Consider the following 22,296-nt stretch of genomic DNA (forward strand, 5'->3'; position numbering starts at 1 on the left):
AACCTCAAATACATTTAAAGTAATCAAAGGGTTCACGGCAGCTGTCGCAGCGATATAACGCTTTACAGGCCGTGGAACCGAATTCGCTAATCAGCGAGGTATGGGTGCTGGCGCAGCGCGGGCACTGTACGTCAGTTGGCATTTCGGCATGACAGGCGTGGGCCTGCGGCGGGCTGATACCATACTGGCGCAGGCGTTCACGGGCGTCCAGGCTCATCCAGTCAGTGGTCCACGGTGGGTCAAGCTGCAAGACGATATGTACTGGCGTATAGCCGTGCTCCGCCATCACCATGCGAATTTCACCCAGTAGATGCTCGGTGGCCGGGCAGCCGGAGTATGTCGGCGTAAAGCCGATTACCCAGCCGTCGCCGCAGCGCTCAACGCTGCGTACCATGCCGAGATCGGTGATGGTCAGCACCGGCACTTCCGGATCGGAAATCGCACTTAACAGCCCCCAAACGGTGTGCACCTCTGGCGGTGCGACCGCGGTAAGACGTTGCATAGCCACCCCCTGCTACCACTGCTGACCAGGATACGCACGCTGCAAGTACTGCATCTCGGCCAACATCGGCCCGAGATGTTCGCTGTGTAGCCCCTGCTTACCGCCGTTGCGAAACGCCGCCTCTTGCGGAACGTGTAAACCAGAATCAATCAGCGCAGTGTGTACCGTCGTCTGCCATTCGGTTTGCAGTTCGCGCGGATCGACGGCAATGCCCTGCCTGGCCAGAGCGATCTCCAGTTCGTCGGCAAGGAACAATTCGCCGGTGTAACGCCACAGATTGTCCACCGCCTTCTGCATCAGTTGCGCGGAGTAGTCAGTACCATTCCCCAGTCGCTCCAGCCAGCCGCGGCTGAAGCGCAGGTGATAACGCACTTCTTTCAGTCCTTTGGCAGCGATAGCCGCAATCTGCTTATCGCGGCTGTTAACCAAACGAGTGAACAGCGCCACGTGCCAGACGTCGATAAAGAACTGGCGAGCGATCGTGTCGGCAAAGTTGCCGTTAGGTTGTTCTACCAGCAACAGGTTGCGGAACTGACGCTCGTCACGGCCAAAAGCCAGCGTGTCTTCGTCGCCGCTACCCGCCAGTTCGGCTGCGTAGCTGAGGAAGTTGCGCGCCTGCCCCAGCAGGTCGAGGCCGATATTAGCCAGCGCCAGATCAATCTCCAGCTCCGGCGCATGGCCGCACCAGGCACCCAGACGCTGAGCCAGCACCAGGCCGTTATCGCCCAGACGCAAGGCATAGGTTGCAACGGGATTCAGGTTATTCATCGTTGCCTCACATATGTTCCATGCCGTCCGGCACGGTGTAGAACGTGGGATGGCGATAGACTTTGCTCTCCGCCGGGTCGAAAAATTCACCGCGTTCTTCCGGCTGCGACGCAACAATTTCGCTGGCTTTCACCACCCAGAGGGAGCAGCCTTCGCTGCGGCGAGTGTAGGCGTCGCGGGCATTTTCCAGCGCCATCTGGTCATCGGCGGCATGCAGACTGCCAACGTGACGGTGCGATAACCCCTGTTTGCTGCGGACAAAAACTTCGTATAACGGCCAGTATATTTTGCTCATGACTCTCTCCTTACGCCGCGTCGCGGGCCTGTTGCTTTTCGGCGTGCGCCAGTGCGGCCTCGCGCACCCATGCCCCTTCTTCCCAGGCCTTACGCTTTGCGCCCAGACGTTCGTGGTTGCAGACACCACGACCGTTGATGACCTCATTAAATTCCTGCCAGTCGATCTCGCCGAATCGATATTTCCCCGTCGCTTCATCAAGCTGTAGGTCGGCGTCCGGCACGGTCATACCGAGGATTTCTACCTGCGGGACCGTGTTATCAACAAAGCGCTGACGCAGTTCGTCGTTGGAGTGCAGTTTGATTTTCCACGCCATGCTGCGGGCGCTGTTCGGTGAGTTGTCGTCGTTCGGGCCAAACATCATCAGCGCAGGCCACCAGAAACGGTTGATGGCGTCCTGCAGCATCTGACGCTGTTCCTCGCTACCGGTAGCCAGCGCCATACACGCTTCGAAGCCCTGACGCTGATGGAAGCTCTCTTCTTTGCAGATTTTGACCATCGCCCTGGCATACGGGCCGTAGGAGGTACGACACAGCGCCACCTGGTTAACAATCGCCGCGCCATCGACCAGCCAGCCGATCACACCGATATCCGCCCAGCTCAGAGTTGGGTAGTTGAAAATGGAGGAGTATTTCATCTGGCCGTCGAGCATCTTCTGGTACAGATCTTCACGCGCGCAGCCCAGTGTTTCCGCCGCGCTGTAGAGGTACAGTCCGTGTCCGGCCTCGTCCTGTACTTTTGCCAGCAGAATGGCCTTACGCCGCAGCGTGGGTGCGCGGGTTATCCAGTTGCCTTCCGGTAACATGCCGACAATTTCCGAGTGCGCATGCTGGCCAATCTGGCGGATCAGCGTCTTACGGTATGCGTCCGGCATCCAGTCCTGCGGCTCGATGGCCGTTTCCTGCGCGATGCGCTGGTCAAAGCGTTGTTCTTCTGTCACGTCATCACCTTATGATTCCGATAATTTCAACAAATCAATATTTGCGAATCACTTTATTTTATAAAAGTTACATCTTGGTTAAATAAAACCACAAATTTTGTTTGCTGGTTTTGCGATACTTGTCGCAAATGGTTTTTGTTTATCCATTAATAACAGATAGATAACCAATAAAGGTAAAGTGTTCGCGATCTCATTGTTAATAAATTATTAAAATCTCGCTTGCATTTTGTGATTCATAAAAGAACTATTTAAAGAGATATTACGGAACACATCTGGAGATTAACGATGCAGCAGTTAGCCAGTTATTTATCCGGTGCCTGGCAGACAGGCCGGGGCCGCACCCGCACCATCCACCACGCCCTTACCGGTGAAGCGCTTTGGGAAGTGACAAGCGTTGGACTGGATATGGCGCAGGCGCGCCGCTTTGCTATTGAGCACGGCGGCAAAGCGTTACAGGCAATGAGTTTTATTGAGCGCAGCGCGATGCTAAAAGCGGTGGCGAAGCATTTAATGGAACTGAAAGCCGATTTCTATGCCATATCTGCGCAAACCGGAGCAACGCGCGGTGACAGCTGGGTCGATATCGAAGGCGGCATTGGCACGCTTTTCACTTATGCCAGTCTCGGTGGCCGCGAGCTGCCGGACGATACACTGTGGCCGGAAGACGAACTGATCCCGCTGTCCAAACAGGGCGGTTTTGCCGCACGCCACGTGCTGACCTCCAAATCCGGTGTTGCGGTGCATATCAACGCCTTTAACTTCCCCTGCTGGGGTATGCTGGAGAAGCTGGCGCCAACCTGGCTTGCCGGGATGCCAGCCATTATCAAACCTGCAACCGCCACCGCGCAGCTCACTCAGGCAATGGTGAAAGCGATTATCGACAGTGGCCTGGTACCGAACGGCGCAATTAGCCTTATCTGTGGCGGCGCGGGTGACCTGCTCGATCACCTCGACAGCCAGGATGTGGTGACCTTTACCGGTTCTGCTCATACCGGGCAGCAGTTGCGCGTGTACCCCAACCTGGTGGCTAAATCGGTTCCATTCACCATGGAAGCGGATTCACTCAACTGCTGTGTGCTTGGTGATGACGTCACCCCAGAACAGCCTGAGTTTGCATTGTTTGTACGTGAAGTCGTGCGCGAGATGACGACCAAAGCCGGGCAGAAATGTACCGCTATCCGCCGCATTATCGTGCCACAGGCGCAGGTGAAAGCAGTCAGCGAGGCGCTGATTACCCGTCTGCAAAAAGTGGTAGTGGGCGATCCGGCGCAGGAAGGCGTGAAGATGGGGTCGCTGGTGAATAATGATCAGCGTCAGGACGTGCAGGATAATGTGAATCGTCTGGTTGAAGCCGGGTGTGAGGTGCTGCTGGGCGGAAAAGCAGATCTGAGCACGGCTGGGGCTTTCTTCCCGCCAACGCTGCTGTTTTGTCCGCAGCCGGATGAAATTGCCGCGGTACATGCAATTGAAGCCTTTGGTCCGGTCGCCACGCTGATGCCGTATCAAAATACCGGGCATGCCATGACGCTGGCGCGCGCCGGTGAAGGCAGTCTGGCAGGAACGCTGGTGACGGCGAGCGGCGAACTGGCGCGAGAGTTTATCCTCGGTGCGGCCCGCGCCCACGGGCGTATTCAGGTGCTGAACGAAGAGTCCTCGACGGAATCGACCGGTCACGGCTCTCCGCTGCCACAGCTGGTCCACGGCGGGCCTGGACGTGCAGGCGGCGGTGAAGAGCTGGGCGGTCTGCGTGCGGTGAAACACTACATGCAACGCACCGCCATTCAGGGCAGCCCAACCATGCTCGCGGCGGTAAGCCAACAGTGGGTGCGTGGCGCTCGGGTAGAGGAAGATCGTATTCACCCGTTCCGTAAATACTTCGAAGAGATCCAGCCGGGCGACAGCCTGCTGACGCCACGTCGTACACTGACCGAAGCGGATATCGTTAACTTTGCCTGCCTCAGCGGTGACCACTTCTACGCCCATATGGACAAGATTGCAGCAGCCGATTCCATTTTCGGCGAGCGCGTGGTGCACGGTTACTTCCTGATTTCCGCCGCAGCCGGTCTGTTTGTTGACGCGGGCGTCGGTCCGGTGATTGCCAACTATGGCATGGAAAACCTGCGCTTTATCGAGCCGGTTAAGCCGGGCGACACTATCCAGGTGCGTTTAACCTGCAAACGCAAAACAGTGAAACGTCAGCGCAATGCCGAAGAAAAAGCGACCGGCGTGGTGGAGTGGTCGGTGGAGATCTTTAATCAGCACCAGCAGGCGGTGGCGCTGTATTCCATTCTGACGTTGGTTGCGCGTCAGCATGGGGATTTCCCGGCGTAAGATTCCGGTGTAGGTTCGCTCGATCAGGCTTGAAACAAAAAGCAAAAAGCCTGCTTAGTTTCCTAAGCAGGCTTCTTAAATATGGCTCCTCTGACTGGACTCGAACCAGTGACATACGGATTAACAGTCCGCCGTTCTACCGACTGAACTACAGAGGAATCGTTGTGGAGGCTTATCTTAGCGGCGAAAAAAATTTTGTCAAACCCCATTTCCTCGAATGCGAATCAATTGATGCTTCTCTCGACAGTTTGTTGCATTTACAGACATTTTAAATAGAAAAAACTTTGCAGCTTTTTTGATTCTCCCTCATCATTTGAAATGAGGTTTCAACTTTCTTCGTTAAGGTCCACTTTGAACGTCTCCGCTGCCTTACGCCAGGTCGCTTCCCGCACGCCCTGGTATGCCAAACGCAAGAGCTATAAGGTTCTCTTTTGGCGCGAAATCACTCCGCTGGCTGTCCCCATTTTTCTGGAAAACACCTGTGTGCTATTGATGGGTGTTCTGAGTACCTTCCTGGTCAGCTGGTTGGGAAAAGAAGCGATGGCCGGTGTCGGACTCGCCGACAGCTTTAATATGGTCATCATGGCATTTTTCGCCGCCATCGATCTGGGCACCACCGTGGTTGTAGCATTTAGCCTCGGGAAACGAGATCGTCGACGGGCCAGAGCCGCGGCCAGACAATCGCTGGTGATCATGACAATTTTTGCTACCGTTCTGGCAGCTGTCATTCACTATTTTGGTCAACAGATTATTGACGTTGTGGCAGGTGAAGCAACGCCAGACGTTAAAGCTTTGGCACTCACCTATCTGGAGCTGACGGTGCTCAGCTACCCGGCGGCAGCCATTGCGCTGATCGGCAGTGGCGCACTACGTGGAGCCGGAAATACAAAAATACCGTTGTTGATTAACGGCGGCATGAACATCCTGAATATCATCATCAGTAGCATCCTGATTTACGGGATCTTTTCCTGGCAAGGTCTGGGATTTGTGGGAGCAGGCCTGGGACTGACCATTTCGCGCTACATCGGGGCGATTGCCATCATCTGGGTACTGATGATTGGTTTTAACCCCGCGCTGCGAATTCCCTTCAAAAGCTATTTTAAGCCACTCAATCTCGCCATTATCTGGGAAGTGATGGGGATCGGCATTCCGGCAAGTATTGAGTCAGTGCTGTTCAATGGCGGTAAACTTTTGACGCAGATGTTTGTTTCAGGCATGGGAACCAGCGTTATCGCCGGGAATTTTATTGCATTTTCTATCGCCGCGCTTATCAACTTACCGGGGAATGCTTTAGGTTCCGCGTCGACAATCATTACCGGCAGGCGTCTGGGAAATGGTCAGATTGCCCAGGCTGAAATCCAGCTGCGGCATGTATTCTGGCTGTCGACGATCGGCCTGACGGCAATTGCCTGGCTAACCGCTCCTTTCGCCGGAGTGATGGCCTCATTTTATACCCACGATCAGGATGTAAAAGAGGTCATAGTCATCCTGATTTGGCTCAACGCAGCATTTATGCCGATATGGGCTGCATCCTGGGTGTTACCAGCAGGCTTTAAAGGTGCGCGAGATGCACGTTTTGCTATGTGGGTATCGATGCTGGGCATGTGGGGCTGCCGTGTAGTCGCGGGTTACACCCTGGGTATCGTATTAGGATGGGGCGTTGTCGGCGTTTGGTTAGGTATGTTCTTCGACTGGGCCGTACGCGCCGCGTTATTTTACTGGCGTATGGTTACCGGCCGCTGGTTGTGGAAATACCCGCGCCCCGAACGCGAAAAGTGCATAAAACAACCGGTTGCGTCTGAATAAGCGGCGAAATGGGGAATATTTCAGCAAACGATCGCATTTATCTATTCAGGCTTTGACAACGCTGAACGGCATCGCTAATATTCGCCTCGTTCACACGATTCCTCTGTAGTTCAGTCGGTAGAACGGCGGACTGTTAATCCGTATGTCACTGGTTCGAGTCCAGTCAGAGGAGCCATATTTAAGAAGCCTGCTCAGGAAACTAAGCGGGCTTTTTGCTTTTCTGCGATCCCATTTGCCGGGTAAAGCGCTTCACTCCACATCCAGGCTTTTCCATACTGACGACGGGAGAATGTCCGTCTGCTTATGCTAAATGTCTCTATGATCCAATTCGTTAACGTCATGGTTAAGTATCTTATCGTGCAACGACATCAAAATGAGCCCCATACTTGCCCATGCCGATACTGCTGAAAGCAGCGCTAACCGCTTTATTAGTAATTCCACTGAGTACAATAGCCGGTGAGAAAGTCACGCTACGTTGCCCGGACAGAGGCTGGGCGGAGGTGACATTTCATCTGTTCCAACACGTTAGCGTGCTGTGGGAAAACAATAGTTTTTATGTTTCCGATGCCCGGCGTAGTCAGAGTAATAAATTCTATATGTTTACCAATCGAGATGTTCTTTCGGTGAAGAATGGATTTCAGTTTATTTATGCGGATTCGGGACGGGCGGTGTCTTGTTCGATATTGTCGCGGGTACCGACGCAGGATCTGAGGCTGGAGACCTTGAGGTAACGCAGCTTTCTACCCGCCATTCAGCGACGTCAGGGAAGCCCGTTTACTCACGGGCTTTTGTAGTTAAATCTGATAATCAATCACCGCCTCATCTGGCTCCATCGCCTGGCGCTTAATTTCATCGACGGATAACCCTGCATTGCATAGCTCGATGAATCGCCAGACGTAGTTGCGCTGCAGCTGTCCGCGTTTAAGCCCTAGCCAAACGGTATTTGCATCAAACAAATGCCGGGTATCCAGACGGGTTAAGGTCCCCTCTTCCTGCTCACCGCTGGATTGCTCTGCCACCAGCCCAATCCCCAACCCCAGCGACACGTAAGTTTTAATCACATCCGAGTCCTGGGCGCTGAGAATAATATCCGGTATCAGCCCTTTGCGAGCAAATGCTTCATCGATGCGGGAACGCCCTGTAATCCCCTGACGATAGGTAATTAACGGCCAGTGAGCAATAGACTCCAGCGTGAGCGGAGAAGCTTTCACTAATGGATGGTCGTGAGGAACAAGCAGGCTGTGGTGCCAACGAAACCAGGGAAAAGCCACCAACAATGGATCGCTGCTCAGCCGCTCACTGGCAATTCCGATATCTGCCCCGCCATTTTGTAGCAGGACATCAATCTCCTGTGGCGTACCCTGAATAAGTTCCAGACGCACCTCAGGGAACAGCTCACGAAAGGCTTTTATCACCGCAGGCAAGCTATAGCGTGCCTGGGTATGCGTGGTGGCAATCGTCAGAACGCCGGACGTGTCATTGGTAAACAGATCCGCCAGTCGACGAACATTACTGGCCTCATTCAGAATACGCTCGGCAATAATCAGCAAGGCTTTACCCGGTTCGGTCATGCCCAACAGGCGTTTACCGCGACGGATAAAAATCTCGATGCCAAGTTCATCTTCAAGTTCACGAATGTGTCGGCTGACGCCCGACTGCGAGGTGTACAGTATATTCGCGACCTCTGTCAGGTTGTAATCCTGACGGGCCGCCTCGCGGATTATTTTAAGTTGCTGGAAATTCACATTTCGCTCCGGGCACATCAGACATTACGCTATTGTTAAAGTCTGATGCCCGGCATAACAAATAATAAAAACCTGCATCTTATTCCTTGTGGGAATAAGGTTTAGCTGACCAGCTGCAGCTCGCGATTTTCCAGCGCCGGACGGCTGACCAGCGACAACAGGATCTCCTTCACGGCCTGCGCCTGGGGCGATAAGCTCCCTCTGGCTGATACGTTCAACGATAATGGCAGATTCATCGATGGTGTTGTGATGCGTGCCATCCAGCCGTTAGCCGCATTGCATAATGAACGGGCGGCCGACTCAGGCAACACTGTGACACCCATACCACTGGCAATGGCGGCCGTTAGGGTGGAGATAGACTCAATTTCGCCAATCACTTTAGCCGTTAAGCGACGTAGCGAAAATGCTTCATCCACGCGCAGGCGAACCGCGCTGTAATCCCGTGGCAAGAACAAATTCATCTGCGCCACCGCGGCTAAATCGACGCTTTGGCCAGGACACTCACGCGTGCCGACCAGGTAGAGATCCTCTTTAAGCAACGGTTGACTGCTGATGCCCGCCACAGGTGAACGCTCATAGAGCACTGCCATATCTAATTGCCCGCTGAGCAGCTTGTCATTCAGCACTGCCCCACTGTTTTCATGCAAATAGACCAGCACATCAGGCAGTTCGGCACGTAGCGTCTGTAATAACGGCATGGTAATGGATGACGCGACTGTCCCCGGCGCAAGGCCGATAGAGACCTGTCCACTCAAGGTCTGGCCCACGTTATTAACCGCAAGTTGCGCCTGTTCGCACTGACGTAAAATCGTCCGGGCGTGGGTATATAGCACTTTTCCTGCTTCCGTCGGCGTGACGCCACGCTTGGTACGAATCAGCAATTGCTGATCCAGCTCACCTTCCAGCGTAGCGACCTGCTGGCTCAGCGCGGGTTGCGCAATGTGCAACACTTCCGCTGCCTGGGTCAGGCTACCAATATCGACGATTTTCACGAAATATTTCAGTCGTCTGAAGTTCATTTTGCCTCCTGTCGGAATACCAGAACCCGTGCTGGCAGTCATTAAATTCAGGACTGCAAGATGCTTGCCACTTTCGTCTAAAACGGTGTTTTACGGTTAAAGCCGTGTAAAGTCAGGAGTAAAAGCGGAGAAAGATCATTCTGCACACCTAAGTATCTCATTCAGTCTGCCCTGGAAGAGGTAGACACGCACCAGAATGGGGCAAAAGCATAAAAAGACGGAAAGATCGCCGCTTTGCTGATTTTGTCAGCAAACGAACACACAAATGTATTTACCCCTTTGACAAGCCTCACCACCCTCGCTAATATGCGCCTCGTTCAAACGATTCCTCTGTAGTTCAGTCGGTAGAACGGCGGACTGTTAATCCGTATGTCACTGGTTCGAGTCCAGTCAGAGGAGCCAAATTTAAGAAGCCTGCTTAGAAAACTAAGCAGGCTTTTTGCTTTTATGCCATTGCTCATTGCGCATATCAAAACCTCAACTTAGTCTGGCCAACACTTCATTCATAATAGCCGCAGGTATTTGTTCCAGACGCTTGCCGTTCCGGGCTTTCATATCAATAGACAGGAACACCAATGAGTTGAGATGTCCGCTTTTCGCTCACTGCAGACTTTAAACTCACCCAGTACCTCCGCTCTGTGCCAGCAGAGGACTTTTCTATCGCCGCTGATATATTAATCCATGGAGAGCAGGCCATATTTATAATATAAATTGACGGGTACGCTGAATTTTACAGGAACATCTCCAATGAATATTGCCGCCTCAATTGCCCTTTTGGGCGCTTGCCCATTTGTAAGTCTGGCGGCAGTACCGGTGACCTTTTCCGAAACTGTCCTGGATGCCGCAGGGCCAAAAGGCCCTTTGAAAGGCACGTTACTCACCCCGAATTCAAAACCAACAGCCGTTGTTCTTATCATTCCTGGCTCCGGGCCAACCGATCGGGATGGAAACAACCCGCTTGGTGTGAATGCATCGCCTTACCGACTTCTTGCTGAAGGCCTTGCTGCCAAAGGCTTTGCGACGCTTCGTATCGACAAACGTGGAATGTTCGCTAGCGCAATGGCCGTAGAGGATGCCAATGCGGTGACGATTGCTGACTATGTTGACGACGTTCGATCCTGGGTAGACGTGCTTAGACGTCACATGCCCCCCCCCTGTATTTGGGTTTTAGGGCACAGTGAAGGGGGCGTAGTCGCACTTGCCTCGGCTCAAGAAGAGAATGTGTGCGGTGTGATTCTTATCGCAACGCCCGGGAGGCCGATGGGCGAGGTGTTGAGGGGGCAACTTAACGCTAATCCGGAAAATGAAATTCTATTAAAGCAGGCACTGCCGATAATTGATGCTCTGGAGCATCGGCGGCGAGTCGATATTACGAATATTCACCCAGCACTGCAAAGTATCTTTAATCCTGCTGTTCAGGGATTTTTGATCAATGCATTTTCATATAATCCGGGTCATCTCATTTCGAGTATTTCCAAACCCGTGTTAGTGCTACAAGGGCAACGCGATCTCCAGGTGGAAGAAACGGATGCAAGACTGCTTAAGGCCGCGAATCCTCAAGCGTCCCTGGTTATACTGCCCAATATGAACCATGTTATGAAAGAGGTGACTTCGGACGATCGCAAAGCGAATATCGCAACATACGCTGAACCCGCGCTCCCTTTAGCTCCCGGTTTAATCGACTCGATTGAGCATTTCCTGATCCGCAGCTCACCTTTTCCCGAAAAGTAACAGCTGCTCCACGCTCACAGCAGGCATGGACAGATGTCATTCCAACCGTCACATGCCAGAAGCAGACTCCCTCTTCCCCTTCCTATATCCACCTCATAACATTTTTATAAATAACAAAGCATTAAGAAGTTCAACGTAATACAATTATATTTATAATTGTAATGATAACCATTCTCATATTACTATAAACGCGTGATAATTAACTTTTGATACATTCCACATGTCTGACCACGCCACTACCACTGCTTCCTTTACGCTCGAGTCGCTTTATGGCGCACATCACGGCTGGTTGAAAAGCTGGCTGACGCGCAAACTCCAGTCCGCCTTTGATGCAGATGACATTGCCCAGGACACTTTTCTACGGGTAATGGGCAGCGACTCGCTCTCGACGATCCGCGATCCGCGCTCCTTTCTGTGCACTCTCGCTAAACGGGTGATGGTCGACCTGTTTCGCCGAAACGCGCTGGAAAAAGCCTATCTGGAGATGCTGGCGCTTATGCCGGAGGCGCTCGCGCCTTCCCCCGAGGAACGCGAGAGCCAGCTCGAAACCCTGCAACTCATCGACAGCATGCTTGACGGGCTGAACGGAAAAACACGAGAAGCGTTTCTGCTTTCGCAACTGGATGGTCTGACATACAGCGAGATCGCGCTGAAGCTCGGTATCTCCGTCAGCTCGGTGAAAAAGTATATGGCAAAGGCTATCGAACATTGTCTGCTGTTTCGTCTGGAGCACGGCCTGTGAACGCTTCTATCACTGATTCTCGCCGCCAGGCATTGCGCTCGGCATCGCACTGGTATGCTGTATTGAGCGGCGAGCGTGTCAGCCCACAGCAAGAAGCGCGCTGGCAACAATGGTACGAAGAGGACAAAGATCATCAGTGGGCCTGGCAACAGGTTGAAAACCTGCGCAGCCAGCTCAGCCGCGTACCGGGCGATGTCGCCAGCCGGGCGCTGCACGATACGCGCCTTACCCGTCGTCATGTCATGAAAGGGCTACTGCTGCTACTTGGCGTAGGCGGCGGCTGGCAGCTCTGGCAATCTGAAGCCGGTGAAGGTCTGCGCGCGGATTACCGCACCGCCAAAGGCGCGGTCAGCCATCAGCGGCTGGAAGATGGCTCGCTGCTGACGCTCAACACACAAAGCGCCGCGGACGTTCGTTTTGATACGCGTCAACGCGCTGTCCATCTCTGGTACGGCGAAATTGCTATTACTACTGCAAAAGACGCGCAGCAGAGACCTTTCCGCGTTGTGACCCGCCAGGGCCAACTCACCGCATTAGGCACAGAATTTACCGTCTATCAGCAGGACAACGTCACGCGCGTTACCGTACAACAACATGCTGTGGAAGTCATACTGGCAAACCGTCCGCAGGAAAAACGCATCGTCAGCGCTGGCGAGAGCCTGCAGTTTAGCGCGTCTGAATTTGGTGCAATAGCCTCAGCGGATGATGAAAGCGCCGCATGGACGCAGGGCATTCTGAGCTTCAGCGATAAACCTTTGGGTGAAGTGATTGCCACGCTGAGCCGTTATCGCAACGGCGTGCTGCGCTGCGATCCGGCTGTGGCCGGGTTACGCCTGAGTGGCACTTTCCCGCTGAACAATACCGATGCAATCCTGGATGTTATTGCCAAGACTCTTCCAGTGAAAATTCAGTCAGTTACGCGATACTGGGTAAATATTTCTGCATTGCAAGCAAAATAATTCTCATTTCGATTGTCCTTTTTCCCCTTCTCATTCGACTCATAGATGAACACAACAAAAATGATGATGGAGAAGGTATGACGCCTTTACGCGTTTTTCGCAAAACAACACCTTTGGTTAACGTCGTTCGCCTGAGCCTGCTGCCGCTGGCCGGGCTGTCGTTATCCGCCTTCGCAGCGCAGGTTGATATTGCACCGGGTTCGCTCGACAAAGCCCTTAATCAGTATGCCGCGCTCAGCGGAATTACCCTGTCGGTTGACGCCAGCCTGACGCGCGGCAAACAGAGTAACGGTCTTCACGGTGACTACGACGTCGAAACCGGCCTGCAACACCTGCTGAACGGTAGTGGCCTGCAGGTGAAACCGCTGGGTAATAACAGCTGGACGCTGGAGCCCGCACCAACACCGCAAGAAGATGCCCTGACCGTGGTGGGCGACTGGCTGGGGGATGCGCGCGAAAACGACGTATTCGAGCATGCCGGCGCACGTGACGTTATCCGCCGTGAGGATTTCGCCAAAACCGGCGCAACATCCATGCGCGAGGTACTGAACCGCATTCCTGGCGTTACCGCCCCAGAAAACAACGGCACCGGTAGCCACGATCTGGCGATGAACTTTGGTATTCGCGGCCTGAACCCGCGCCTGGCCAGTCGTTCAACGGTACTGATGGACGGTATTCCCGTGCCGTTTGCCCCTTACGGCCAGCCGCAGCTTTCACTGGCGCCTGTCTCACTCGGAAATATGGACGCCATCGATGTGGTTCGCGGCGGTGGCGCGGTGCGTTACGGGCCACAGAGCGTGGGCGGTGTGGTGAACTTTGTTACCCGCGCTATTCCGCAAGACTTCGGCATGGAAGCCGGCGTGGAAGGCCAGCTCAGCCCAACATCTTCACAAAATAACCCAAAAGAAACGCACAACCTGATGGTGGGCGGCACGGCGGATAACGGTTTTGGTACCGCCCTGCTTTACTCCGGCACACGTGGAAGCGACTGGCGCGAACACAGCGCGACCCGCATCGACGACCTGATGCTGAAAAGCAAATATGCGCCAAACGAAGTGCATACCTTCAACAGTCTTTTGCAATACTACGACGGTGAAGCTGACATGCCCGGCGGCCTGTCTCGCGCGGATTACGACGCCGACCGCTGGCAATCCACGCGCCCTTACGATCGCTTCTGGGGGCGCCGCAAGCTGGCGAGCCTCGGCTATCAGTTCCAGCCGGACAGCCAGCATAAATTCAATATTCAGGGCTTCTACACTGAAACTCTGCGCAGCGGCTACCTGGAACAGGGAAAACGCCTCACCCTTTCACCGCGTAACTACTGGGTACGCGGCATTGAACCACGCTACAGTCAGAGCTTTATGGTGGGTCCTTCTGCGCACGAAGTGGGCGTGGGATACCGCTATGTGAGCGAGTCGACGCATGAAATGCGTTACTACACGACCACCAGCAGCGGACAACTGCCGTCCAGCGCCAGCCCTTACGATCGCGACACTCGTTCCGGCACCGAAGCGCACGCCTGGTATCTGGATGACAAAATCGACATTGGCAACTGGACTATCACACCGGGTATGCGCTTTGAACATATCGAGTCATACCAGAACAACGCCATCAAAGGCTCACATGAGGAAGTAAGCTACAACGCCCCACTTCCGGCGCTAAACGTACTTTATCACCTGACTGATAGCTGGAATCTTTATGCAAACACTGAAGGCTCATTCGGCACCGTACAGTACAGCCAAATTGGCAAGGCTGTGCAAAGCGGCAATGTGGAACCGGAAAAAGCGCGAACCTGGGAGCTCGGAACCCGATACGACGATGGCGCGCTGACGGCGGAAATGGGGCTGTTCCTGATTAACTTTAATAATCAGTACGATTCCAACCAAACCAACGACACCGTTACCGCACGCGGTAAAACGCGCCATACCGGACTGGAAACTCAGACTCGCTATGATCTTGGCACATTGACGCCAATGCTCGACAACGTTTCAGTCTACGCAAGCTATGCGTATGTGAACGCTGAGATTCGCGAGAAAGGCGATACCTATGGCAATCAGGTGCCCTTCTCACCAAAACACAAAGGCACGTTGGGCGTGGACTATAAGCCGGGCAACTGGACCTTCAACCTGAACAGCGATTTCCAGTCCAGCCAGTTTGCGGATAACGCCAACACCGTTAAAGAGAGCGCTGACGGTAGTACCGGTCGCATCCCTGGCTTTATGCTCTGGGGCGCACGCGTAGCCTATGACTTCGGCCCGCAGATGGCAGACCTGAACCTGGCGTTCGGTGTGAAAAATATCTTCGACCAAGAGTATTTCACCCGCTCTTACGACGACAACAACAAAGGCATCTACGCAGGCCAGCCGCGCACGCTGTATATGCAGGGTTCGTTGAAGTTCTAAACCCCGTTTACCCGGCCTGCATGCTGTTTTGTAGGTCGGGCAAACGAAACGCCACCCGACGCAGGCAATTTACATGTTCACACCATTACGCACACTATTCGCCGCTCTGCTGCTCACCGGCCATGCTTTTGCCGCCACGGTTCATGACGAACATGGCACCTTTACGCTTGATAAAACGCCACAACGGATAGTGGTGCTGGAACTGTCGTTCGCGGACGCACTGGCTGCTGTCGATGTCAGTCCGGTCGGCATTGCCGACGATAACGATGCCATGCGCATTCTTCCAGAGGTTCGTACCCATCTGAAACCCTGGCAGTCTGTCGGCACGCGTGCGCAGCCGAGTTTAGAAGCCATCAGCGCGCTGAAACCGGATCTGATCATTGCCGACAGCAGCCGCCATGCGGGTATTTACAGCGCCTTACAGCAAATCGCACCGGTGCTGCTGCTCAAGTCCCGCAATGAAACCTACGCTGAAAATCTTCAGTCTGCGGCCATCATCGGTGAAATCGTGGGTAAAAAGGCACAGATGCAGTCACGCCTGGCGCAACACCAACAACAGATGTCAGAGTGGGCCAGCCAACTGCCAAAAGACACGATGGTGGTGTTTGGTACGTCCCGAGAGCAGCAGTTCAACCTGCACACGCAGGAGACCTGGACCGGGGGCGTCCTGACCTCTCTGGGGCTGACGGTGCCTGCGGCTATGGCGGGTTCGTCTATGCCTTCCATCGGTCTGGAACAGCTGCTGGCGCTCAATCCGGCATGGCTGCTGGTCGCGCACTATCGCGAAGAGAGTATCGTGAAACGCTGGCAACAAGACCCGCTGTGGCAGATGTTAACTGCGGCGCAGAAGCAGCAGACGGCATCGGTCGACAGTAACGCCTGGGCGCGAATGCGCGGCATTTTCGCAGCCGAACGTATTGCCAGCGACACGGTAAAAATCTTTCACCACCAGCCTTTATCCGATGTGAAATGACAGTTTTCAAACATCCAGCGCTACAGTGGGGGATTCCCCTTGTCGCGCTTATCGCTATCTTCTGGCTGAGTCTGTTTTGCTACTCGGCCATTTCTGTTTCTGGCGTTGATGCCATTCACGCCCTGCTGCCAGGCCATACGCCGACGCTTCCACAAGCGCTGGTGCAAAACCTTCGTTTGCCGCGAAGCCTGGTCGCCATTTTGATCGGCGCAAGCCTGGCTCTGGCGGGAACGCTGCTGCAGACCCTGACGCATAATGCAATGGCCTCCCCTTCACTACTCGGTATTAACAGTGGCGCAGCGCTGGCGATGGCGCTTACCAGCGCTATCAGCCCTGCGCCCGTTACGGGTTACTCCATCGCCTTTATCGCCGCCTGCGGTGGCGGCGTAAGCTGGCTGATGGTGATGACCGCAGGTGGTGGATTTCGCCACACCCAGGACAGAAACAAACTGATCCTCGCGGGCATCGCGTTCTCGGCTTTCTGTATGGCCCTTACCCGCATCACCTTGCTGCTGACGGAAGATCACGCTTACGGCATTTTTTACTGGCTAGCGGGAGGCGTATCCCACGCACGTTGGCAGGAGTTCTGGCAGCTTTTCCCAATGGTGGCGGTTGCTGTACCGGTGGTATTGCTGCTGGCTAATCAACTGAACCTGCTTAACGTCAGTGACAGCACCGCCCGCACGCTGGGGGTGAATCTGCCGAAGCTCCGTTTGATCATCAATATTCTGGTGCTGCTTCTGGTCGGTACCTGCGTCAGCGTGGCAGGCCCGGTGGCGTTTATCGGTCTGCTGATGCCGCATCTGGCTCGCTTCTGGGTGGGATTCGATCAGCGCAAGGTCCTGCCGATGAGCATGCTGATGGGCGCCACGCTGCTGCTGCTGGCTGATGTTCTGGCCCGAGCGCTGGCCTTCCCCGGCGAATTGCCCGCGGGGGCAGTAGTGGCGCTGATTGGTGCGCCCTGTTTTGTCTGGCTGGTCAGGAGGCGTGGATGAAAATTGCGATAGTCATTCTCATCGCCCTCACGCTGGCAGGATTTTCGGTTCTGTCGTTACAAATGGGGGTGATCGCCGTTCCCTGGCGTGCCCTGCTGACCGACTGGCAGACCGGGCGCGAATATCATTACGTGTTAACGGCCTACCGCCTGCCGCGGCTACTGCTGGCGTTGCTTGTCGGTGCAGCCCTCGCGGTGGCAGGCGTGCTGGTACAAGGGATCGTGCGTAACCCTCTGGCATCGCCGGATATTCTCGGCGTAAACCATGCCGCCAGCCTTGCCTCTGTAGGCGCACTGTTTCTCTTACCGTCACTACCGGTGATTGCTCTGCCGCTGCTGGCCTTTGCCGGAGGCATAACGGGCCTGATCCTGCTGAGATTGCTGGCGAACACCAGCCAGCCGATGAAGCTCGCTCTCACGGGTGTTGCGCTTTCTGCCTGCTGGGCCAGTCTGACGGATTATCTGATGCTTTCGCGTCCGCAGGATGTGAACAGCGCCCTGCTGTGGCTGACCGGCAGCTTATGGGGGCGTGACTGGAGCTTTGTGAAAATAGCCGCCCCGCTGCTGATTTTGTTTCTGCCGCTGAGTCTGCGTTTTTGCCGCGATCTCGACCTCCTGGCATTGGGCGATGCGCGCGCCACCACGCTCGGTGTGTCGGTGCCGCGTATCCGGCTCCAGGCTTTGCTACTGGCCGTCGCCATGACATCGACCGGCGTGGCAGTCTGCGGCCCAATTAGCTTTATTGGTCTCGTGGTGCCGCATATGGTGCGCAGCATTACCGGTGGACGTCACCGCTGGCTGCTGCCCATTTCGGCCATGACAGGTGCGTTGCTACTGGTGATTGCCGACCTGCTGGCACGAATTATTCATCCCCCGCTGGAGCTTCCGGCTGGCGTGCTGACCGCCATTATCGGTGCACCATGGTTTGTCTGGCTGCTTGTGAGAATGCGATAAATGACATTACGAACTGAAAATCTGACGGTCTGTTACGGTACAAACAAGGTGCTTGATGGTGTTTCACTCGCCCTACCAGCAGGGAAGACAACCGCCCTGCTCGGCCCCAACGGCTGCGGGAAATCAACGCTGTTAAACTGTTTTTCACGACTGTTAACGCCGCAGTCCGGTGGCGTATTTCTCGGCGATAATGCCATCAACACGCTCTCATCACGCCAGCTAGCACGCAGGCTGGCGCTGCTGCCCCAGCACCATTTAACTCCCGAGGGGATCACCGTCCAGGAGCTTGTTTCGTACGGTCGCAACCCGTGGTTGTCACTCTGGGGGCGTCTCTGCGTTGATGACAATGCGCGGGTCCATGACGCTATGAGCCAGACCCGGATCCTACATCTTGCCGACCGACGGTTAACCGATCTTTCTGGCGGTCAGCGACAGCGCGCATTTCTGGCGATGGTCCTGGCGCAGGATACGCCCGTTGTACTTCTCGATGAGCCAACCACCTATCTCGATATCAATCACCAGGTGGAACTGATGCGGCTGATGGGGGAACTCCGGGCTCAGGGGAAAACGGTAGTCGCCGTGCTGCACGACCTTAATCAGGCCAGCCGGTACTGCGACCATCTGGTGGTCATGGCGAACGGACATGTTATGGCGCAAGGCACACCAGAAGAGGTGATGAACCCTGGATTGCTGAGAACCGTATTCAGCGTGGATACGGAGATACACCCCGAACCGGTATCTGGCAGGCCGATGTGTGTAGTGAGGTAGATGATACAGTCTGTAATGGTACCATGGCTTCAACAGGTCGCCGGTTATATCACTCGTGCTACGATGACTTCAGTCCGCCCAGGTAACATTTCAACGGTTCTGGGCTGGATCATGTTGCAGCGTTCTGTCATCAACCATCATGCGTTTAGAACCATTCAAAACCATATGAATCATCGGTTCATAAACCGCAGACAACGGTGTTCAGGGATTACTCTCTGCACCATAGCAACCCGTGAAATGCAGTTTACCGAGTGATAACACGTCGCTGTATGCACAGCAACAAAGGCAGGATTAAGTAAAACGCGAAGAGGATGACGAAACGGGGAGACACGCTAATTCATCTTTCCGCTTAATATTAACGGGCGCTGGGTTGCTTCATACCGACGTCCGCGGTGTGCCAATAGCCGACGTTGTTAAGCTTATGCAAAGAACAACGTTATATTTTGTCCTGATTGACACGGGATGAAAGCTCCTGATGGTTCTCTTTTCGTTCGCTGTAACGATCCGCAAGATAGCCGGTTTGCCCCTTAAGCAGCAGAGTGATTTTAAACAGCTCTTCGGCTACATCGACAATGCGGTCATACCATGACGAAGGTTTCATTCGTCCGTTTTCGTCGAACTCTTGCCATGCCTTGGCTACGGAGGACTGGTTAGGGATCGTAAACATCCGCATCCACCGGCCCAGAATACGCATCTGGTTCACTCCATTGAAGGACTGTGAACCTCCGCAAACCTGCATTACCGCAAGTGTTTTGCCCTGCGAAGGACGAACTGCGCCTTCACTTAATGGTATCCAGTCAATCTGCGCCTTCATAACTGCGCTCATAGCCCCGTGCCGTTCCGGAGAACTCCACACCATCCCGTCACACCATCTGACCAGACCGCGCAGCTCGGCGACTTTAGGATGTGTATCTGGCGCATCATCCGGCAGGGGTAAACCTGAGGGATTAAATAGTTTTACCTCCGCGCCCATCGCTGCCAGCAGGCGACCAGCTTCTTCCGCAGCAAAGCGGCTGTAGGAGCGCTCTCTAACTGAGCCATATAGGATCAGAATCCGCGGCGGCTCGTGCAGGTGCAGGCGCTCGGCGATGTGTTGATCAAAGCATTCACTATTCAGTGCTGGAAATTGTTCCATTTTTCTACTCCGGAGAGATCAGATGATTTCAAATTTAACACATATGATTTACCATATGTATATTCTAAAGGGAACGGAGTGAAAAATGCTACAACCTGTTCAGCTTTTCAAAATCCTGTCGGATGAAACCCGGCTCGCCATCGTCATGATTCTCCGGGAGTCAGGAGAACTGTGCGTCTGTGATATCTGCGCAACCATTTCCGAATCACAGCCCAAAGTCTCGCGACATATGGCTATTCTTCGCGAGGCTGGGTTGGTTCTGGATCGTCGTGAAGGCAAATGGATCCATTATCGTCTGTCACCCCACATACCGGCATGGGCAGCTGAGACAATCACAACGTCCTGGCAGTGTATGCGAGAGGATGTGCGTGAATGGCTGGATAAATCAGCCTGCACCTCCTGTTGAGAAATGAAAACACATTTACATAATCATATATAACGGAGTCTGAGATGCTTTTGGCAGGGAGTATATTTTTACTGACGCTGATACTGGTGATCTGGCAACCCAGAGGCTTGAGCATTGGCTGGAGTGCGAGTATCGGGGCTGTGCTGGCGCTGGTAACCGGTGTCATCCATATCAATGATATTCCCGTTGTCTGGAATATCGTCTGGAACGCGACAGCGGCATTTATTGCGGTCATTATCATCAGTCTGCTACTCGATGAGGCCGGTTTCTTTGAGTGGACCGCACTGCACGTCTCCCGCTGGGGTAACGGGCGTGGTCGCCTGCTGTTTTCCTGGATAGTGTTGCTCGGTGCCGCTGTCGCTGCTTTGTTCGCCAATGACGGCGCCGCGCTGATTCTGACACCAATTGTGATTGCGATGCTGCTTGCAATGGGATTCAGCAAGGGCACAACACTGGCCTTTGTGATGGCCGCAGGATTTATAGCAGATACGGCCAGCCTGCCGCTCATTGTTTCTAACCTGGTGAATATCGTCTCGGCGGACTTTTTCGGTCTGGGCTTTACGCAGTATGCCTCCGTTATGATCCCCGTAGATGTGGCAGCGATTGCGGCCACGCTAGTCATGCTGCATCTCTTCTTCCGCAGGGACATTCCGGCGACGTATGACGTTTCGCTGCTGAAGACTCCTGCCAGTGTGATAAAAGATCCGGCAACGTTCAGGGTGGGCTGGATTGTCCTGTTATTGCTGCTTGTCGGTTTCTTTGTTTTGGAGCCTATGGGGATCCCGGTCAGTGCGATAGCGGCTACTGGCGCAGCAGTACTGTTTATAGTGGCGAAAAGAGGTCATGCCATCAACACCGGAAAAGTCCTGCGCGGTGCGCCATGGCAGATCGTTATTTTTTCGCTGGGCATGTACCTGGTTGTCTATGGCCTCCGCAATGCAGGGTTAACGGAGTATCTGTCTGGCGTGCTAAACCTGCTGGCAGAAAAGGGATTATGGGCAGCAACGTTTGGCACCGGCTTTCTGACCGCGTTCCTGTCGTCGGTGATGAACAATATGCCGACAGTGCTGATTGGCGCGCTGTCGATTGATGGGAGTACGGCGACTGGCGTCGTCAAAGAGGCAATGATTTATGCCAACGTGATCGGCTGCGATTTAGGCCCGAAAATCACCCCGATTGGCAGTCTGGCAACCCTGCTTTGGCTGCATGTGCTTGCCCAGAAAAATATAACGATTACATGGGGATATTACTTCCGCACCGGCATTATCATGACTCTGCCCGTGCTGTTTATCACTCTGGCCGCGCTGGCGTTGCGGCTCTCCATCACTTTGTAATGAGATACAGATATGAGCAACATTACCATCTATCACAATCCAGCCTGTGGCACCTCACGTAACACGCTGGAGATGATCCGTAACAGCGGTAACGAACCAACCATTATTTATTATCTCGATACTCCCCCGACTCGTGATGAACTTAGCAAACTGATTTCAGATATGGGCATTTCAGTACGTACATTGCTGCGTAAGAACGTCGAACCTTATGAGCAGTTGGGTCTTGATGAAGACAAGTTTTCTGATGAGCAGTTGATTGATTTTATGCTTCAGCATCCGATCCTGATTAATCGGCCGATTGTAGTGACACCGATCGGCACACGTCTTTGTCGTCCCTCCGAAATGGTGCTGGATATTCTACCGGAAGGTCAGAAAGGAGTGTTTACCAAAGAGGATGGTGAGAAGGTCATTGACGAAACGGGTAAACGAGTTAAGTAATCTGCCCACTTCAAAATATCGGACGCCTGTTAACGCTATGCGGGCGTCCGCTTT

General features: G+C 54.1%; 21 protein-coding genes, 3 tRNA genes and 1 pseudogene. 15 read left to right on the forward strand and 10 right to left on the reverse strand.

Annotation, left to right across the window (positions count from 1 at the left end; all coding sequences use genetic code 11):
- Positions 1-4: 4 nt before the first annotated feature.
- The 4 genes from paaD to paaA are packed head-to-tail and all read right to left on the reverse strand — an operon-like array spanning position 5 to position 2,505.
- Positions 5-502: a 1,2-phenylacetyl-CoA epoxidase subunit PaaD gene (gene paaD / locus OGY37_RS11460; RefSeq protein ID WP_286548353.1), complete on the reverse strand. Its 498-nt coding sequence runs from the start codon at positions 500-502 to the stop codon at positions 5-7.
- A 12-nt stretch (positions 503-514) separates the two neighbouring features.
- Positions 515-1,270, reverse strand: a complete 756-nt coding sequence (gene paaC / locus OGY37_RS11465; protein WP_020996485.1) for a 1,2-phenylacetyl-CoA epoxidase subunit PaaC — start codon at positions 1,268-1,270, stop codon at positions 515-517.
- A gap of 7 nt (positions 1,271-1,277) precedes the next feature.
- Positions 1,278-1,565: a 1,2-phenylacetyl-CoA epoxidase subunit PaaB gene (gene paaB / locus OGY37_RS11470; protein WP_286548355.1), complete on the reverse strand. Its 288-nt coding sequence runs from the start codon at positions 1,563-1,565 to the stop codon at positions 1,278-1,280.
- Positions 1,566-1,575: 10 nt separating this feature from the next.
- A complete protein-coding gene (gene paaA, locus OGY37_RS11475; RefSeq protein WP_032942998.1) occupies positions 1,576-2,505 on the reverse strand; it encodes a 1,2-phenylacetyl-CoA epoxidase subunit PaaA in 930 nt (309 codons plus the stop codon).
- Positions 2,506-2,790: 285 nt separating this feature from the next.
- On the opposite strand from paaA, the gene paaZ reads away from it, so the two are divergent.
- On the forward strand, positions 2,791-4,836 hold the full coding sequence (gene paaZ / locus OGY37_RS11480) for a phenylacetic acid degradation bifunctional protein PaaZ (RefSeq protein ID WP_286620824.1): 2,046 nt from the start codon (positions 2,791-2,793) through the stop codon (positions 4,834-4,836).
- Positions 4,837-4,918: 82 nt separating this feature from the next.
- Here paaZ and OGY37_RS11485 read toward each other — a convergent pair.
- Positions 4,919-4,994: transfer RNA gene (locus OGY37_RS11485), tRNA-Asn, on the reverse strand.
- Between the two features lie 160 nt (positions 4,995-5,154).
- Between OGY37_RS11485 and OGY37_RS11490 the strand changes: the two genes are divergently transcribed.
- Both OGY37_RS11490 and OGY37_RS11495 read left to right on the forward strand, forming a co-directional pair.
- Positions 5,155-6,642 carry an EmmdR/YeeO family multidrug/toxin efflux MATE transporter gene (locus tag OGY37_RS11490; protein ID WP_003846749.1) on the forward strand — a complete coding sequence of 496 codons (1,488 nt, stop codon included), beginning with the start codon at positions 5,155-5,157 and terminating at the stop codon, positions 6,640-6,642.
- 99 nt (positions 6,643-6,741) lie between these two features.
- Positions 6,742-6,817 (forward strand) — tRNA-Asn (locus OGY37_RS11495).
- Between the two features lie 619 nt (positions 6,818-7,436).
- Here the strand turns inward: OGY37_RS11495 and cbl are convergent.
- Together cbl and nac are read right to left on the reverse strand one after the other, a co-directional pair.
- Complete coding sequence (gene cbl, locus OGY37_RS11500) at positions 7,437-8,387, reverse strand: HTH-type transcriptional regulator Cbl (protein ID WP_003832224.1); 951 nt, start codon at positions 8,385-8,387, stop codon at positions 7,437-7,439.
- Between the two features lie 101 nt (positions 8,388-8,488).
- Entirely contained in the window at positions 8,489-9,406 is a 918-nt protein-coding gene (nac, locus tag OGY37_RS11505) for a nitrogen assimilation transcriptional regulator NAC (protein ID WP_008784390.1), read from the reverse strand.
- Positions 9,407-9,732: 326 nt separating this feature from the next.
- On the opposite strand from nac, the gene OGY37_RS11510 reads away from it, so the two are divergent.
- Positions 9,733-9,808 (forward strand) — tRNA-Asn (locus tag OGY37_RS11510).
- A 75-nt stretch (positions 9,809-9,883) separates the two neighbouring features.
- Here the strand turns inward: OGY37_RS11510 and OGY37_RS11515 are convergent.
- A pseudogene (locus tag OGY37_RS11515) lies at positions 9,884-9,970 on the reverse strand (type II toxin-antitoxin system PemK/MazF family toxin); the annotation flags it as partial.
- 183 nt (positions 9,971-10,153) lie between these two features.
- Between OGY37_RS11515 and OGY37_RS11520 the strand changes: the two are divergent.
- The 8 genes from OGY37_RS11520 to fecE all read left to right on the forward strand — a co-directional run bounded on the left by OGY37_RS11520 (position 10,154) and on the right by fecE (position 18,929).
- Complete coding sequence (locus OGY37_RS11520; protein ID WP_286620826.1) at positions 10,154-11,137, forward strand: alpha/beta hydrolase; 984 nt, start codon at positions 10,154-10,156, stop codon at positions 11,135-11,137.
- Positions 11,138-11,357: 220 nt separating this feature from the next.
- A complete protein-coding gene (fecI, locus tag OGY37_RS11525) occupies positions 11,358-11,879 on the forward strand; it encodes a ferric citrate uptake sigma factor FecI (RefSeq protein WP_008784388.1) in 522 nt (173 codons plus the stop codon).
- Entirely contained in the window at positions 11,876-12,838 is a 963-nt protein-coding gene (gene fecR / locus OGY37_RS11530) for a ferric citrate uptake sigma factor regulator FecR (RefSeq protein ID WP_286620829.1), read from the forward strand. Before fecI ends, fecR begins: the two co-directional genes overlap by 4 nt.
- A 77-nt stretch (positions 12,839-12,915) precedes the next feature.
- Positions 12,916-15,240 (forward strand): TonB-dependent Fe(3+) dicitrate receptor FecA, encoded by a 2,325-nt coding sequence (fecA, locus tag OGY37_RS11535; RefSeq protein ID WP_286620831.1) that lies wholly within the window; start codon positions 12,916-12,918, stop codon positions 15,238-15,240.
- A 73-nt stretch (positions 15,241-15,313) separates the two neighbouring features.
- Entirely contained in the window at positions 15,314-16,213 is a 900-nt protein-coding gene (locus OGY37_RS11540; RefSeq protein ID WP_003832216.1) for a Fe(3+) dicitrate ABC transporter substrate-binding protein FecB, read from the forward strand.
- Positions 16,210-17,208 (forward strand): iron-dicitrate ABC transporter permease FecC, encoded by a 999-nt coding sequence (fecC, locus tag OGY37_RS11545; RefSeq protein ID WP_286620833.1) that lies wholly within the window; start codon positions 16,210-16,212, stop codon positions 17,206-17,208. The genes OGY37_RS11540 and fecC overlap by 4 nt, the downstream gene beginning before the upstream one ends.
- The gene (gene fecD / locus OGY37_RS11550; RefSeq protein ID WP_286552803.1) at positions 17,205-18,161 is read left to right on the forward strand and encodes a Fe(3+) dicitrate ABC transporter permease subunit FecD; all 957 of its coding nucleotides are present in this window, start codon (positions 17,205-17,207) and stop codon (positions 18,159-18,161) included. Before fecC ends, fecD begins: the two co-directional genes overlap by 4 nt.
- Positions 18,162-18,929, forward strand: coding sequence for a Fe(3+) dicitrate ABC transporter ATP-binding protein FecE (gene fecE, locus OGY37_RS11555; protein ID WP_286620835.1), 768 nt, complete (start codon positions 18,162-18,164; stop codon positions 18,927-18,929).
- 90 nt (positions 18,930-19,019) lie between these two features.
- Here the strand turns inward: fecE and OGY37_RS23400 are convergent, their stop codons facing one another.
- Positions 19,020-19,103 carry a hypothetical protein gene (locus tag OGY37_RS23400; protein WP_353622290.1) on the reverse strand — a complete coding sequence of 28 codons (84 nt, stop codon included), beginning with the start codon at positions 19,101-19,103 and terminating at the stop codon, positions 19,020-19,022.
- A 262-nt stretch (positions 19,104-19,365) separates the two neighbouring features.
- Entirely contained in the window at positions 19,366-20,064 is a 699-nt protein-coding gene (gene arsH / locus OGY37_RS11560) for an arsenical resistance protein ArsH (protein ID WP_286620837.1), read from the reverse strand.
- 85 nt (positions 20,065-20,149) lie between these two features.
- On the opposite strand from arsH, the gene OGY37_RS11565 reads away from it, so the two are divergent.
- Genes OGY37_RS11565 through arsC form a run of 3 tightly spaced genes read left to right on the forward strand, consistent with a single transcriptional unit; the run spans position 20,150 to position 22,242 of the window.
- On the forward strand, positions 20,150-20,470 hold the full coding sequence (locus OGY37_RS11565) for a transcriptional regulator (protein ID WP_047041444.1): 321 nt from the start codon (positions 20,150-20,152) through the stop codon (positions 20,468-20,470).
- 44 nt (positions 20,471-20,514) lie between these two features.
- Positions 20,515-21,804 (forward strand): arsenic transporter, encoded by a 1,290-nt coding sequence (locus OGY37_RS11570; RefSeq protein ID WP_148362118.1) that lies wholly within the window; start codon positions 20,515-20,517, stop codon positions 21,802-21,804.
- Between the two features lie 12 nt (positions 21,805-21,816).
- Positions 21,817-22,242: a glutaredoxin-dependent arsenate reductase gene (gene arsC, locus OGY37_RS11575; RefSeq protein WP_148362119.1), complete on the forward strand. Its 426-nt coding sequence runs from the start codon at positions 21,817-21,819 to the stop codon at positions 22,240-22,242.
- Positions 22,243-22,296 lie beyond the last annotated feature (54 nt).

It is taken from the genome of Citrobacter sp. Cpo030, from assembly GCF_030333005.1.
In the GTDB taxonomy this organism is placed as follows: Bacteria; Pseudomonadota; Gammaproteobacteria; order Enterobacterales; family Enterobacteriaceae; genus Citrobacter; species Citrobacter portucalensis.